The following is a 13,948-nucleotide window of genomic DNA, read 5'->3' on the forward strand; positions in this document are numbered from 1 at the left end:
AGGAGGGAATCATCACCCTCCTACCCACGTGTTCAGAACACTAACACCTAACGTTCCACGATAAGGGCAGTCCCCATCCCTCCTCCGATACAGAGAGTTGCTAAGCCAGTTTTAGCATCACGTTTCATCATCTCATGTACCAGCGTAACTAGGATACGGCAACCGGAAGCCCCAATTGGGTGACCAAGAGCAATGGCGCCACCATTGACGTTAACAATATCTGTGTTGAAACCAAGTGTTTTACCAACCGCACAAGCCTGAGCAGCAAAAGCTTCATTTGACTCAATCAAGTCGAGATCTTCAACTGTCAAATTGCCTTTTTCAAGAGCCTTGCGAGTCGCATAAATCGGTCCACATCCCATCATCTTAGGATCCAAACCTGCACTTGCATACGAACGAATGCGGGCAATCACTGAAAGCCCTAATTCTTCCGCTTTTTCAGCACTCATCATCAAGACAGCGGCTGCTCCGTCATTGATACCGGAAGCATTTCCCGCTGTGACAGAACCGTCTTTTTTGAAAACCGGACCTAGCTTAGACAGGCTCTCCAAGCTAACATCTTTTCTAGGATATTCATCTGTATCAAAAACGATAGGATCGCCTTTGCGTTGAGGAATGACAACTGGCACAATCTCTTCTTTAAAGTGTCCAGATTCTATAGCTGCAACTGCTCGTTTTTGTGACTCTAAAGCAAGAGCATCTTGCTCTTCTCTACTGACACCATATTCTTCGGCCACATTTTCAGCTGTAATCCCCATATGGTATTCATTAAAGGCATCAGACAAACCGTCCTTAATCATGGTATCTACCACTTTTGAATCTCCCATACGGCCGCCCCAACGAAAGCTTGGCAAAACGTATGGAGCCTGACTCATGTTTTCTGCACCACCAGTTACGATAATATCTGCATCGCCACATTGAATCGCTTGAGCAGCCAACTGCACTGCCTTCAAACCGGAACCACAAACCTTATTGATGGTAAATGCTGGTGCAGATTCCGGAAGTCCCGCATGAATGCTCATTTGGCGAGCCACATTTTGCCCTAAACCAGCGCCTAGGACATTCCCCATAATCACTTCGTCTACTAGCTCTGGTTTGACATTGGCTTTTTCTAAAGCACTCTTAATAACCAAAGCTCCCAAATCAACAGCTGAAACATTCTTCAAACTTCCTCCAAAGGAGCCTATTGGAGTTCGCACTGCTGAAACAATCACCACGTCTTTCATAACTGTCCCCATTTATACCTTTTATAATAACGCAATACAAAAGTGGTTTACACTGGTGTAAACCACTTTAAACATTCTATTTTATGATTCTTTGACTTCTAGTAAACCGACTTCACCATCTTCACGGCGATACAAAACATTAGTTGTTTGATCTTCTACATCTACATAGATAAAGAAATCATGTCCCAATAAATCCATTTGAAGAAGCGCTTCTTCTAAATCCATTGGCTTCAAATCAATTTGTTTTGAACGAACGACTTTGGGTTGCACAACATCTGCATCTTCAACCAGAGCATCTGTAAAGAGTTGACTTGTCGCAACTTTATTTTTATTCTTACGTTCGATTTTAGTTTTATTTTTACGAATCTGACGTTCAATTTTATCTGTTACAAGATCGATAGAACCATACATATCTTGAGAAATATCTTCAGCGCGAAGAGTGATAGATCCAAGTGGAATTGTTACTTCAACCTTTGCCGTTTTCTCACGGTAAACTTTCAAGTTCACACGTGCATCCAACTCCTGCTCAGGTTGAAAATACTTTTCAATCTTTTCGAGTTTAGAAACTACATAATCACGAATTGCTTCTGTTACTTCTAGGTTTTCACCACGGATACTATATTTAATCATATAAGTACCTTCTTTCTAAACATTTTTGTTTTTCTAACTATATTATAACGCTTTCATTTTCATTTTGCAAATTTTTTCCTCATCTTACAAGGGAAAAAGTTTTAACTTCCAAAGCACCTGCTTCTTCCAAAAGTCGTTTCACACGATTCACAGTTGCCCCTGTTGTATAGATGTCATCAATCAGCAAAATCTTCTTAGGAAGTGAGATTCCATCTTTAATAAAAAATGGAATTTCAGTAGCCAACCTTTCCAAACGGCTTTTAGAAGAACTAGCGCTCTCTTCTCTTTTTCCTAATATATCTTTAAAAGAAAAACCTGCTGCCTCAACCAAACCCTCGACTTGGTTAAACCCCCTCTCAAGCAATCTTTCAGGGCTTAGGGGAATTACAACAAATTGATAACCTCTATACTTTTTCAGTTCCTCAGCAAGAACGGAAGCAAAAACTTTTCTAAGCAAAAAATCACCATCAAACTTATATTGACTGAAAAAATCTTTCATAGCTTGATTATAGGTAAAGATTGCCTTATGATCAACCTGAATTCCTTCTTTACACCAAAATTTACAATCTTGACACTGAGTTGACAGACCTGCTTTCATACAGTTTGGACAATATTTCTCACCAATCTTCTCAAAACTAGAAGCACAAGCTGAGCATAGATAACTGTAGTCGTGCTTCAAAAGGAAGAGGCTACTAAAAGTTAACTCCCACTTTGTAGCCTGGCCACATAATAAACAGTTCATAATCCAGCCTCCTTGTTCATCTGCTTGATTTCCTTGATTGCCTTCTTGATGGAAGCATTTAATCCATCATGAAAGAAGAGCAACTCACCAGTCGGCCTATCCATACTACGCCCAACTCGCCCTCCAATCTGAATTAAGCTAGACTTGGTAAAGAGACGATGATTAGCTTCTACTACGAAAACATCCACACAAGGGAAGGTAACCCCGCGTTCCAAGATTGTCGTACTGATCAGTATTGTTAGTTCTCCATCTCGAAAAGCTTGCACCTGCTCTAATCGGTCTTCTGTGACAGAAGACACAAATCCGATATTCTCATTCGGGTACTGCTCCTTCAAGATTTCTTTTAGTTTCTCGCCTTTTTTAATCTCTGATGCAAAAATCAGCAATGGATAACCTGTTCTTCTCTGTTTCTCAATGTATATCTTTAACTTAGATGACAACTGGCTTTTCTCTAAACAGCGATTAAAATCCGATAACCAGACTGGTTTAGGAATAATCAAAGGATTTCCATGAAACCGTCTCGGCAAGCTTAATCTTTTTAATTCCCCTGTGCGAACCTTCCTATCTAACTCATCTGTAGAAGTTGCCGTAAGGAATATCCTCAATCCATCCTCCTTTACACTATTCTTTACAGCATAGTAAAGCATAGTGTTGTCAACATAAGGAAAGGCATCTACCTCATCCACTATCAACAAATCAAAAGCATGATAAAATTTTAATAACTGATGAGTTGTTGCAACTACTAAGGGAGTTCGAAAATAGGGCTCTGATTCACCATGGAGTAGTGCTATCTCACAAGCAAAGTCATTCTGCAGTCGCTTATACAGTTCCAAACACACATCAATTCGAGGACTGGCCAAACAAACTGCACCACCATCATCAATCACTTTAGCTACAACTTGATATATCATCTCTGTCTTTCCAGCTCCTGTCACAGCATGAACTAAAGTCGGTTCTTTCTTTTCGACTGCTCGAATCAACCCCTCTGATACCTTTTCCTGAAAAGGGGTTAACTGACCACACCATTTGAGAACATCTTGCTTAGGTAAAACTTCCTGCGGAAAATAGTACAAAGCTTGATCACTCCTGACTCGCTTCATCAGCAAACACTCCCTACAATAGTAAGCGCCGATAGGCAAATACCATTCTTCTAGAATCGTACTATTACAACGTTGACAAAACAGTTTCCCCTTCTCTTTTCTCATTGCTGGCAGTTTCACTGCTACCTGTCGTTCTTCTTCAGTTAATTCTTTCTCAGTAAACAAGCGACCGAGGTAATTTGGATTTACTTTCATACTTTAATATTCGCAAAAATCTAGCACTTTAGGTGTTTTTTTAGTACAATTAAATCATGGAATTTAGAACAATTAAAGAGAACGGGCAAGTCCAAGAAGAAATCAAAAAATCGCGCTTTATCTGTCATGCCAAGCGTGTCTATAGTGAAGATGAGGCTCGTGATTTTATCACTGCCATCAAAAAAGAACACTACAAAGCCACCCATAACTGCTCTGCCTTTATTATTGGGGAACGCAGTGAAATCAAGCGTACGAGTGATGATGGCGAACCTAGTGGTACTGCTGGAGTCCCTATGCTCGGAGTCTTAGAAAATCATAATCTTACCAATGTCTGTGTAGTAGTTACCCGCTATTTTGGTGGCATCAAACTAGGTGCTGGTGGTTTGATTCGTGCTTACGCAGGAAGTGTAGCCTTGGCTGTCAAAGAAATAGGCATTATTGAAATCAAAGAGCAAGCTGGCATAGCCATTCAGATGTCTTACGCTCAGTATCAAGAATATAGCAATTTTCTTAAAGAACATCATCTCATGGAGCTGGATACAAACTTTACAGATCAAGTTGATACAATGATTTATGTTGATAAGGAAGAGAAAGAAAATATCAAGTCTGCTCTTGTAGAGTTTTTTAATGGAAAGGTTACTTTAACGGATCAAGGTTTACGAGAAGTTGAAGTTCCTGTAAACTTAGTATAAACAAAGGAGAAATACATGGGGTTTGGAAAATTTATTCAAGGACTTGCTGGTAACTTCAGCGAGGAAAACAAAGAGACTCTTATCAAAGAATATGGACAATATCTACTAAAGAATGAAGAAATTCAAAGTGGATATAAACTTATTCGCGATTCAATTATCTTTACAAATATCCGTATTATTTTTACAGATAAGCAAGGTGCCACTGGTCGCAAGGTGTCTGTTAAGTCACTCTTTTTGATGAACATTGTAAACGTTGAAATGGAAACTGCTGGAACAGGTATAGATGATAGTGAGATTACGATTACTTATTTAGAAAATGTCTTTCTAAAAGCACATAATGAGCATCTGAGTTTCCATAAATTTGAATTCCCCAAAAAAACAGACATCCTCCCTCTTTACACCTATCTATTAGAATTGGCTTATCACAATCGATTAAAAATTAATGGCTTAGACCATTGATATAAAAAAATCCTATCGCTTTGATAGGATTTCTATATTTTACAAATAGCCTTAAGCGCGTTATACTAGTATCATCTTATACAAAGAGGTTTATCTATGGCTATTTATAACAATATCACTGAACTAATCGGACAAACACCGATTGTTAAACTTAACAACATTGTTCCAGAGGGTGCTGCAGACGTCTATGTTAAACTAGAAGCTTTTAACCCTGGATCGTCAGTAAAAGACCGCATTGCCCTTAGCATGATTGAAAAAGCGGAACAAGATGGTATTCTAAAACCGGGTGCTACTATTGTTGAAGCAACGAGTGGAAACACTGGTATCGGTCTTTCATGGGTAGGTGCTGCTAAAGGATATAAAGTTGTTATCGTCATGCCTGAAACGATGAGCGTGGAACGCCGTAAGATTATCCAAGCCTATGGTGCTGAACTCGTCCTCACTCCTGGTAGCGAAGGAATGAAAGGGGCCATTGCCAAAGCTCAGGAAATCGCCGCTGAACGTGACGGCTTCCTTCCACTCCAATTTAATAATCCAGCTAATCCAGAAGTACACGAAAGAACAACAGGAGCTGAAATACTGGCTGCTTTCGGTTCTGATGGTTTAGATGCTTTTGTGGGTGGTGTTGGTACTGGTGGAACGATCTCAGGTGTCTCTCACGCTCTTAAAGTAGCAAATTCAAACATTCAAGTTTATGCAGTTGAGGCAGACGAGTCAGCTATCTTGTCTGGTGAAAAACCAGGACCCCACAAAATTCAAGGCATCTCAGCTGGATTTATTCCTGAGACACTTGATACAAAGGCCTATGATGGTATCGTCCGCGTAACGTCAGATGATGCTTTAGCACTTGGCCGTGAAATTGGTGGAAAAGAAGGCTTCCTTGTTGGGATTTCTTCAGCTGCAGCGATTTACGGGGCAATTGAGGTTGCCAAGAAATTAGGTACAGGTAAGAAAGTCCTTGCTTTAGCACCAGATAACGGCGAACGTTATTTGTCTACAGCACTCTATGAATTTGTAGTGTAGCCTCCTAAATGCACTTAGCCCTTATTAAAGGGCTTTTTGTTTACTCATATAGAGCCTACTCTCTAGACAAAAAGAAAAAGGAAGCAATTTGCTTCCTTTTCTATTAGTTATTCAAGGCTGCTGCCATTGTAGCTGCAACTTCTGCTTCAAAGTCGTTTGCAGCTTTCTCAATACCTTCACCAACTTCAAAGCGAGCGAACTCAACTACTGAAGCATTTACTGATTCAAGGTAAGCTTCAACTGTCTTGCTGTCATCCATGATGTATACTTGTGCAAGAAGTGTGTATGCTTGGTCAACTTTAGTGTTGTCAAGCATGAAGCGGTCCATTTTACCTGGGATGATTTTGTCCCAGATTTTTTCTGGTTTGCCTTCTGCAGCCAACTCAGCTTTGATGTCAGCTTCAGCTTTAGCAATCACTTCATCAGACAATTGTGCTTTTGATCCATACTTCAAGTGTGGAAGAGCTGGTTTACCAACCATTGCACGGCTTTCGTTATCTTGATCGATTACGTGGTTCAATTGTGCCAACTCATCTTTAACAAATTGCTCATCCAATTCTTTGTAAGAAAGAACTGTTGGTTTCATTGCAGCAATGTGCATTGAGATTTGTTTAGCAAGAGCTTCGTCTCCACCTTCAATAACAGAGATAACACCGATACGGCCACCATTGTGTTGGTATGCTCCGAAGTGTTGTGCATCTGTTTTTTCAAGCAAAGCAAAACGACGGAATGAGATTTTTTCACCGATTGTAGCTGTTGCAGATACATATGCAGCTTCAAGAGTTTCACCTGAAGGCATTGTCAAAGCAAGAGCCTCTTCGTTGTTAGCTGGTTTACCTTCAGCAATTACTTTAGCTGTTGCGTTTACCAAGTCAACGAATTGAGCGTTTTTCGCAACGAAGTCAGTTTCGGCATTTACTTCAACTACTGCTGCAACGTTACCGTTAACAAATACACCAGTCAAACCTTCAGCTGCAACACGGTCAGCTTTCTTAGCTGCTTTCGCCATACCTTTTTCACGAAGCAATTCAATCGCTTTTTCGATGTCACCGTCTGTTTCTACAAGCGCTTTTTTAGCATCCATAACACCGGCACCAGATTTTTCACGCAACTCTTTTACAAGTTTAGCTGTAATTTCTGCCATTTTGATTCTCCTATATTTTTTAAAAATAGGAGAGCTGGGCTAGGCCCCGCCCTCCTAGGTAATTACTATTTATATGAATTAAGCGTTGTCGCCTTCTACAACTTCAACGATTTCTTCGATTGAGTCAGCTTGAGCTTCTGAAGCTGCAAATTCTGCTTCAACTGCTGCTGCATCTTCACCTTGACGTCCTTCGATGATAGCGTCAGCTAATTTAGCTGTGATCAATTTAACAGCGCGGATAGCGTCATCGTTAGCTGGGATGATTACATCGATATCGTCTGGATCAGTGTTTGTGTCAACCATCGCTACAACTGGGATACCCAATTTTTTAGCTTCTTTAACAGCGATTTGTTCTTTATGTGGGTCAACTACATACATTACATCTGGGATACGAGGCATGTCTTCGATACCACCCAAGAATTTTTCAAGACGTGCACGTTGTTTGTTAAGAAGTGCAACTTCTTTCTTAGGAAGAACGTCGAAGATTCCTTCTTCTTCCATACGTTTGATTTCTTTCAAACGAGCAATACGTTTTTGGATAGTTCCCCAGTTAGTAAGAGTTCCACCCAACCAACGGTGGTTGATGTAGTATTGACCTGAACGTTCTGCTTCTTCTTTAACAGCGTCAGCAGCTTGTTTTTTAGTACCAACAAACAATACAACTGCATCGTTAGCTGCTGCATCACGCATAAAGTCGTATGCTTGGTCAGCGTATTTTACAGTTTGTTGCAAGTCGATAACGTGGATTCCGTTACGCTCAGTGAAGATGTACTTAGCCATCTTAGGGTTCCAGCGACGAGTTTGGTGACCAAAGTGTACACCAGCCTCAAGAAGTTGTTTCATTGAAATTACTGCCATGAGTATTTCTCCTTTTTGTTTTTTTCCTCTCCTCGACTTCAACTTGCAAAACGACCCGAGGGCAACAGTTTCACAATTCATCAAGAATGAGTATTATCGTTTACACGACAAGTTTAATTCTATCATATTTTATCAATATTTTCAAGTGTTTTTGCTAGTTTTTAGCCCAACTTAAGACTAAAAAATAAAGAGACTCAAATCGTGCCTCTTTATTTCATTCATTAGTTTGGATAGATATATGTTACGTAACCTTCAGAAGTTGTAGTTGGGTTGAACCATCCACGTTTGTTACCGATTGTACGATCTCCACCATAGTTTGATTCTGATACTTGAATGCTAGTTGATGATGAAACTGCTGTAACAACCGCTACGTGTCCATATCCACCGTCATTCCAACATGCAATCGCACCAACTTGTGGAGTTGATCCTGTACGGAATCCTGCAGCTGCTGCACTTGTAGCCCACTGCGCTCCGTTACCCCAGTAATCTCCAGCCCAAGGTGCTAATGTTTTAGCTCCCCAAGTACATTCACCAGTTGGATAACTTGAAGCATTTGTACTGTATGTTGGACGCTGTCTAGTTGGAGTTGGAGCAGGTGCTGGAGTGTAGCTTGAATCATCATCTGATGAAGAGCTTGAAGTCGCTTGCACTTGATCTGAAAGTGTTGTATTTCCAGAAGCAACAACTGATTGTTGTTGGCTTGTTTGACGTGCTTTATAAGCCGCTTCTGCTTCAGCTGCTGCTTTTGCTTCGGCCTCTGCTGCAGCTTTTTGTTCCAACAAAGTTGCTTTATCGCTTTCTGCAGTAGCTTTCTCTGCAGCAAGGTTTAACTCAGCAACTTTCAACTCTGCTTGTTTTGTTGTCAATGCTTGTGCATCGTCAGCAAGCGTTTGTTGGTTCGCAATGACAGTGTTGATTGCTTCATTATTTGCAACCTGTTTTTCAGCGATAGATTTCTTATCAGCTTTCTGTTGTTCCAACATTTTGTTGTTAGCTGATACGATCTCGCTCATGGCTGCAACACGCGAAATAGCTTCCGTAATTGATTTTGAGTTTACAATTGTATTGATGTAGCTAGTTGCTGCACCGTTAGTTTGTGCGCTACGTGCTTGTTTCTCCAAAGATTCATTACGAGCAACAATGTTCTTAGAAAGCTCTGTAATTTCTCCTTCAAGTTTTTTAGATTCAGCTTGTAGAGTTTCATTCTCAGCTTCCAAGTTCGTTTGTTGAGTTTGGATAGCTGTAACTTGCGTTTGGATTTCATCTACTTGTTTTTGAGCTTCTTTTTGTTGAGCTGTCAAATTACTAATCTTACTATCTTGAGCAGCAATCTTTTCATCAGTTGTTTCAGCGTGGACAGTTGTCAATACCGCCGCTTGAGACACTAATACTGTACTTAATAAAAGTGACGCTAAGATTTTTTTCTTCATATTGTGTAGATACTCCTTCTATTTAAGACATTACTAGTATACCAAAAAAAGACATAATAAATATTACGCCTTTGTTACATTTTTATTTCTTTCTTATAGATAATATTTTTCAAAAATATATTGGAAAATAAGCATCCATAAGAAGTTTAAAATCATTGATGGGACAAGGCTGTAGACGATGAAAACTGGCATCGATTCTACTGTCAATCCCATAGCAAGAGCAAGGAGATAGCTCCCCATATCAAATAAGAAACTCATCACAACAATTGTTAACATTCTTGTCCAACGGTTTAGCAAAATTACACTATTAAATTTATGGAGCGAAGCTCCTATCAAGATAAATAGAAGTGTTGCAATTCCTATCAAGTGGAAAAAATAGATATCGTACACCAAACCCACTATACAGCAATAAGCTAGATAGAGATATTCTGAAACCTCAATTGTCTCAAATAAGAGAAATAAAAACAGAAAATGACTTACTAAATGAAAGTGAGGGAAGAAGGATTCCGCTAATTGTCCAATATGTGCATCAATTAGTACGACAAAAGGGAGTAAAAAGAAAATACCAATTTGTTTTAACAGTCTCATTGTTAATTCCCCACTAACTCTACCACATGAAGATTTTTGGTGTCAGCACTCAACTTTACTGTTACTTCCTTTGTTAGATAATCACTGCTGTGTGTTGTAGCAACAACCTCTCCAACAGGAATATCCTTAACATTAAAGTTTCCGAGCCCCCCTGTACTCACCTTGTCTCCTGCGCTAATGTCACTGTTACTATTTAATTGGCTAATTTTAAGCAGTTCTGACTCCTTATCATAACCAACGATAATCCCGTAAATTTCAGTAGAGCCATGCAGGATTTTAACAGAAATTTTGTCTGAATTTTCGGTGTTTGTCAATAGGTTAATCGTTGTTGAATGATCCTCCACCTTTGAAACACTGCCAATCAAGCCCCCGTTTGCAATGGCCAACATATTTTCAGAAGCTCCTTTTGAACTTCCAGCATCAATTGTTAACTCTTGTTTCCAAGATACTGGAGCTCGCATAATCACATCTGCTGCAATGGTTTTTGTAGCCTGCAATTTTGACTTCATATCCAGCAACTGACGTAGTTGTTCATTTTCATTTTTTAAACTTTCTGATTGATTAGACTCCACCTCTAGTTGATAGAGCTGTTTCTTTAGACTTTCGTTTTCATTGTAGGTCTGCGTCAAATGTCCCAAATCCGATTTGAAAGTATCAAACCACTGAAAGGGTTTTTGAACAATTCTATCTACTAAGGAAATCCCATCTCCTAGTTTCGTCACAATAGCGCTTGAATAGGTTGTCACTAATAGAACAGAAACTGCCAGAACTGTGACAAAAACGATGATTATATATTTTGATTTTTTAAAACGGTTCATATTCCTACCTTTATACTAAAAACCTGCTACTGTGAGCTTCTTATCAATCCTACAAACCTGCTAAGATTTTAAGAAAAATAAGAAACATCCCAGTACCAAAATCACAAGAATTGCCAGTGTATCCTTTTGACTCCATCTCAACTGTCTATACTGACTTCTACCCTTTCCTCCCTGATAACCACGTGCTTCCATGGCTATTGCCAATGAATCTGCACGCTTTAAGCTCGTCGCAAAAAGAGGAATTAAAATCGGAATCATAGCTTTTACTTTTTGAACGATGCTACCTTCGCCAAAGTCAACTCCACGGGCTTTTTGAGCATTCATAATTCGCGTTGTGTCATCCATCAATGTTGGAACAAAACGCAAACTCATTGATAACATCAGACCAATTTCATGAACGGGAACTTTCACGCGTTTCAGCGGTGCTAAAAGAGCTTCAACTGCAGCTGCCAGACTCAAAGGCATGGTCGTTAAGGTTAGCAAAGTTGAAAAGAAAATAATCAACACAAAACGACAGAAAATAATTCCTGCTTGTTGCAAAGCATAATCCGTTATTCTTATAAAAGAAAACTCAAATAAGACATTTCCACTTGAAATGAAAAAAAGTTGAAATAGAGTCGTAAAAGCAATCAGGAAGAACATGGACTTTAATCCCTGAATGAAAAATGAGAGGGAAACGCCTGACAAAGCGATAAATATACCTGTCGCTACAAACAGAATGAGATTGGTGAGAGGATTATTGGCCCAAAATACAATCAAAATCAGCAAGATCATAGCAAGCAATTTACTACGTGGATCCAAGCGATGAATGATGGAATCCCCCGGTATATAACGCCCTAAAATCATACTATCCATTTAGCGACTCCTTAAACTCCTCTATCTTGATTGGCAGTTTTTTAAAAGCTACACCTCTATCTGCCAAACGTTTACAAAAGGCTGTGATTTTAGGCACACCTAACTGTACTTTTTCCATAGAGGCTACATCTTGGAAAACTTCGCACGGTTTGCCACTTTTGACCAAACGCCCCTTTTCCATAACATAGACCTGATCAGCATATGCAGCTACATCATCCATCAAATGCGTTACCAGAACGATTGTCATTCCAGAAAGGTGGAGTTCTTTAAACAAAGTCATCAATTCTTTTCTGCCCAAAGGATCAAGTCCTGCTGTCGGCTCATCTAAAACTAAGACAGTTGGCTCCATCGCTAGCATACCTGCTATAGCCACACGTCTCATTTGACCACCAGAAAGTTCAAAAGGACTGCGCTCAAAGAGTGACTCATCGATGCCTACCAAGGCTAACTTTTCACGCGCAATTTTCTTGGCCTCTTCCTCAGAAACTCCAAAATTTTGCGGTCCAAATGCAACATCTTTCAAAACAGTCTCTTCGAAAATCTGATTTTCAGCAAATTGAAACACTAGACCAACCTGCTTTCGAATCTGGCGAATTTCTTTATTGGTTGATGTAGGGGTAATGACGGTATCGAAAACTCGAACAGAACCCTTACTTGGTACCAATAGGCCATTTAAAAGCTGTAAAATCGTTGATTTCCCACTGCCTGTGTGCCCTACTAAAGCTGTATAGGAACCATCCTCAATCGTCAAAGAAACATCAGTCAAGGCTGATGAAGATAGGGGAGTTCCCTCTTGATAGGTAAAGCTCACATTTTCTAGAGTAATTCCCATAACTTGTCCTCTAGCTCTCCTTCTGTCAAATAGCCATCCGGCAACTGATAACCAGTCTCTCTCAAAGATTCTCTCAATTGATTAGTAAAAGGTTCATCCAACCCTATCTGGTCAAGGTCATCCCGAGAAAAAAGTTCTCTTGGGCTGCTGGTTGACTCCACTTGGCCTTTTTTCATGACCAAGACACGGTCACTCATCGCAACTTCCTCTAAATCATGTGTAATGGAGACGACTGTCATCTGATGGTCTTTTCGAATCTCTTGAACTGTCTGAATCAGTTCTCTTCGTCCCTCGGGGTCCAACATACTTGTAGCCTCATCTAGAATTAAAATAGCTGGCCTCAGGGCAACAACTCCTGCAATGGCCACACGTTGTTTTTGGCCACCAGATAAACGAGCTGGTTCTCTCTTCTTAAAGTCCAGCATCCCCACCAACTCCAAAGATTCAGTCACTCTCTTCTTCATTTCTTCACGAGGAAGTCCCTGATTTTCTAAACCAAAGGCGACATCATCTTCAACAGTTGCCCCCACAAATTGGTTATCTGGATTTTGAAAAACCATACCAATTTGACGGCGTAAGTCCCAAACGTTCTCAGAGGACAGCAATTGCCCATCTATCCAGATTTCCCCAGACTCTGCTTCAAGCAATCCATCAATCAAACGGATAGTTGTCGATTTTCCACTCCCATTATGACCTACAATCGAAAGCCATTCTCCCCGTTTCACGTGAAACGAGACATTATTAACGTCATAATGTTCCTGGTCTTCCTTGTAACGAAAAGACAGATTTTTTACTTCAATAATCGATTTCATTTCGAACCAAATGTCCCTTTGAATACATGAGCGCTACCCTTGAAATAATCATAGCCAGAGTAGATAGTGAAAAACAAAGCGATATAAAGCAACAGCTGACCAATTAAATTCCAATGTAAGAGCAAAAAGATAATGGCAAACATCTGACTAAAGGTCTTGATTTTCCCTGGCATCGCTGCTGCTAGAACTGTCCCTCCCGTCTCAACAAGCAACAAGCGCAAGCCTGTCACCGCAAGTTCACGAGAGATGATAATAGCAACAACCCAAGCTGGAGCCATACCTAACTCAATCAACATGATAAAAGCTGACATAACCAACAGCTTATCGGCCATCGGATCAGCAAACTTTCCAAAGTTGCTGACTACATTCCATTTACGAGCAAGGTAGCCATCAAGATAATCCGTTATACTAGCAACTGCAAAGATGATCGCTGCTAGCAAATGACTGCCTTGTGAATGACCCAAAGTCAAAATAAGAATAAAGAGAGGTATAAAGAGAATTCTACCAATAGTTAATACATTAGGAATTTGTTCTTTTTTCATTG

At 40.0% G+C, this 13,948-nt stretch carries 16 protein-coding genes; 3 read left to right on the plus strand and 13 right to left on the minus strand.

The window, feature by feature from the left end; all coding sequences use genetic code 11:
• Positions 1-47: 47 nt before the first annotated feature.
• The 4 genes from NMM25_RS05735 to NMM25_RS05750 form a co-directional block, all read right to left on the minus strand.
• Positions 48-1,226 carry an acetyl-CoA C-acetyltransferase gene (locus tag NMM25_RS05735; protein ID WP_254736249.1) on the minus strand — a complete coding sequence of 393 codons (1,179 nt, stop codon included), beginning with the start codon at positions 1,224-1,226 and terminating at the stop codon, positions 48-50.
• Positions 1,227-1,307: 81 nt separating this feature from the next.
• Positions 1,308-1,856, minus strand: coding sequence for a ribosome-associated translation inhibitor RaiA (gene raiA, locus NMM25_RS05740; RefSeq protein WP_061419294.1), 549 nt, complete (start codon positions 1,854-1,856; stop codon positions 1,308-1,310).
• A 79-nt stretch (positions 1,857-1,935) separates the two neighbouring features.
• On the minus strand, positions 1,936-2,598 hold the full coding sequence (locus NMM25_RS05745) for a ComF family protein (protein ID WP_254736220.1): 663 nt from the start codon (positions 2,596-2,598) through the stop codon (positions 1,936-1,938).
• Positions 2,595-3,893 carry a DEAD/DEAH box helicase gene (locus NMM25_RS05750; protein ID WP_254736221.1) on the minus strand — a complete coding sequence of 433 codons (1,299 nt, stop codon included), beginning with the start codon at positions 3,891-3,893 and terminating at the stop codon, positions 2,595-2,597. Before NMM25_RS05750 ends, NMM25_RS05745 begins: the two co-directional genes overlap by 4 nt.
• A gap of 56 nt (positions 3,894-3,949) precedes the next feature.
• On the opposite strand from NMM25_RS05750, the gene NMM25_RS05755 reads away from it, so the two are divergent.
• The 3 genes from NMM25_RS05755 (at position 3,950) to cysK (ending at position 6,067) form a co-directional block, all read left to right on the plus strand.
• Positions 3,950-4,585, plus strand: a complete 636-nt coding sequence (locus tag NMM25_RS05755) for a YigZ family protein (RefSeq protein ID WP_254736222.1) — start codon at positions 3,950-3,952, stop codon at positions 4,583-4,585.
• A 15-nt stretch (positions 4,586-4,600) separates the two neighbouring features.
• Positions 4,601-5,044: a PH domain-containing protein gene (locus NMM25_RS05760; RefSeq protein ID WP_254736223.1), complete on the plus strand. Its 444-nt coding sequence runs from the start codon at positions 4,601-4,603 to the stop codon at positions 5,042-5,044.
• Between the two features lie 96 nt (positions 5,045-5,140).
• Positions 5,141-6,067 carry a cysteine synthase A gene (gene cysK, locus NMM25_RS05765; protein ID WP_254736224.1) on the plus strand — a complete coding sequence of 309 codons (927 nt, stop codon included), beginning with the start codon at positions 5,141-5,143 and terminating at the stop codon, positions 6,065-6,067.
• Positions 6,068-6,170: 103 nt separating this feature from the next.
• Here the strand turns inward: cysK and tsf are convergent, their stop codons facing one another.
• The 9 genes from tsf to pgsA all read right to left on the minus strand — a co-directional run bounded on the left by tsf (position 6,171) and on the right by pgsA (position 13,946).
• Positions 6,171-7,211: a translation elongation factor Ts gene (gene tsf / locus NMM25_RS05770; RefSeq protein WP_254736225.1), complete on the minus strand. Its 1,041-nt coding sequence runs from the start codon at positions 7,209-7,211 to the stop codon at positions 6,171-6,173.
• A 78-nt stretch (positions 7,212-7,289) separates the two neighbouring features.
• Positions 7,290-8,069, minus strand: coding sequence for a 30S ribosomal protein S2 (rpsB, locus tag NMM25_RS05775; RefSeq protein WP_000268475.1), 780 nt, complete (start codon positions 8,067-8,069; stop codon positions 7,290-7,292).
• A 221-nt stretch (positions 8,070-8,290) separates the two neighbouring features.
• Complete coding sequence (gene pcsB / locus NMM25_RS05780; RefSeq protein WP_000726988.1) at positions 8,291-9,499, minus strand: peptidoglycan hydrolase PcsB; 1,209 nt, start codon at positions 9,497-9,499, stop codon at positions 8,291-8,293.
• A 93-nt stretch (positions 9,500-9,592) separates the two neighbouring features.
• Entirely contained in the window at positions 9,593-10,087 is a 495-nt protein-coding gene (mreD, locus tag NMM25_RS05785; protein ID WP_254736226.1) for a rod shape-determining protein MreD, read from the minus strand.
• 2 nt (positions 10,088-10,089) lie between these two features.
• Positions 10,090-10,905: a rod shape-determining protein MreC gene (mreC, locus tag NMM25_RS05790; protein WP_254736227.1), complete on the minus strand. Its 816-nt coding sequence runs from the start codon at positions 10,903-10,905 to the stop codon at positions 10,090-10,092.
• Between the two features lie 60 nt (positions 10,906-10,965).
• A complete protein-coding gene (locus NMM25_RS05795) occupies positions 10,966-11,760 on the minus strand; it encodes an energy-coupling factor transporter transmembrane protein EcfT (protein WP_198459043.1) in 795 nt (264 codons plus the stop codon).
• Positions 11,753-12,592, minus strand: a complete 840-nt coding sequence (locus tag NMM25_RS05800) for an energy-coupling factor transporter ATPase (protein ID WP_198459042.1) — start codon at positions 12,590-12,592, stop codon at positions 11,753-11,755. The genes NMM25_RS05795 and NMM25_RS05800 overlap by 8 nt, the downstream gene beginning before the upstream one ends.
• The gene (locus tag NMM25_RS05805) at positions 12,577-13,404 is read right to left on the minus strand and encodes an energy-coupling factor ABC transporter ATP-binding protein (protein WP_254726388.1); all 828 of its coding nucleotides are present in this window, start codon (positions 13,402-13,404) and stop codon (positions 12,577-12,579) included. Before NMM25_RS05805 ends, NMM25_RS05800 begins: the two co-directional genes overlap by 16 nt.
• Positions 13,401-13,946, minus strand: coding sequence for a CDP-diacylglycerol--glycerol-3-phosphate 3-phosphatidyltransferase (gene pgsA, locus NMM25_RS05810; protein WP_254726390.1), 546 nt, complete (start codon positions 13,944-13,946; stop codon positions 13,401-13,403). The genes NMM25_RS05805 and pgsA overlap by 4 nt, the downstream gene beginning before the upstream one ends.
• Between the last annotated feature and the right edge of the window lie 2 nt (positions 13,947-13,948).

The organism is Streptococcus sp. CF10-1, from assembly GCF_024295825.1.
GTDB lineage: Bacteria > Bacillota > Bacilli > Lactobacillales > Streptococcaceae > Streptococcus.

Bases quoted from the DNA above. Each gene is read 5' to 3' on its own strand.
- NMM25_RS05735 (WP_254736249.1), bottom strand. From the start codon at position 1,226: ATGAAAGACGTGGTGATTGTTTCAGCAGTGCGAACTCCAATAGGCTCC.
- raiA (WP_061419294.1), bottom strand. From the start codon at position 1,856: ATGATTAAATATAGTATCCGTGGTGAAAACCTAGAAGTAACAGAAGCA.
- NMM25_RS05745 (WP_254736220.1), bottom strand. From the start codon at position 2,598: ATGAACTGTTTATTATGTGGCCAGGCTACAAAGTGGGAGTTAACTTTT.
- NMM25_RS05750 (WP_254736221.1), bottom strand. From the start codon at position 3,893: ATGAAAGTAAATCCAAATTACCTCGGTCGCTTGTTTACTGAGAAAGAA.
- NMM25_RS05755 (WP_254736222.1), top strand. From the start codon at position 3,950: ATGGAATTTAGAACAATTAAAGAGAACGGGCAAGTCCAAGAAGAAATC.
- NMM25_RS05760 (WP_254736223.1), top strand. From the start codon at position 4,601: ATGGGGTTTGGAAAATTTATTCAAGGACTTGCTGGTAACTTCAGCGAG.
- cysK (WP_254736224.1), top strand. From the start codon at position 5,141: ATGGCTATTTATAACAATATCACTGAACTAATCGGACAAACACCGATT.
- tsf (WP_254736225.1), bottom strand. From the start codon at position 7,211: ATGGCAGAAATTACAGCTAAACTTGTAAAAGAGTTGCGTGAAAAATCT.
- rpsB (WP_000268475.1), bottom strand. From the start codon at position 8,069: ATGGCAGTAATTTCAATGAAACAACTTCTTGAGGCTGGTGTACACTTT.
- pcsB (WP_000726988.1), bottom strand. From the start codon at position 9,499: ATGAAGAAAAAAATCTTAGCGTCACTTTTATTAAGTACAGTATTAGTG.
- mreD (WP_254736226.1), bottom strand. From the start codon at position 10,087: ATGAGACTGTTAAAACAAATTGGTATTTTCTTTTTACTCCCTTTTGTC.
- mreC (WP_254736227.1), bottom strand. From the start codon at position 10,905: ATGAACCGTTTTAAAAAATCAAAATATATAATCATCGTTTTTGTCACA.
- NMM25_RS05795 (WP_198459043.1), bottom strand. From the start codon at position 11,760: ATGGATAGTATGATTTTAGGGCGTTATATACCGGGGGATTCCATCATT.
- NMM25_RS05800 (WP_198459042.1), bottom strand. From the start codon at position 12,592: ATGGGAATTACTCTAGAAAATGTGAGCTTTACCTATCAAGAGGGAACT.
- NMM25_RS05805 (WP_254726388.1), bottom strand. From the start codon at position 13,404: ATGAAATCGATTATTGAAGTAAAAAATCTGTCTTTTCGTTACAAGGAA.
- pgsA (WP_254726390.1), bottom strand. From the start codon at position 13,946: ATGAAAAAAGAACAAATTCCTAATGTATTAACTATTGGTAGAATTCTC.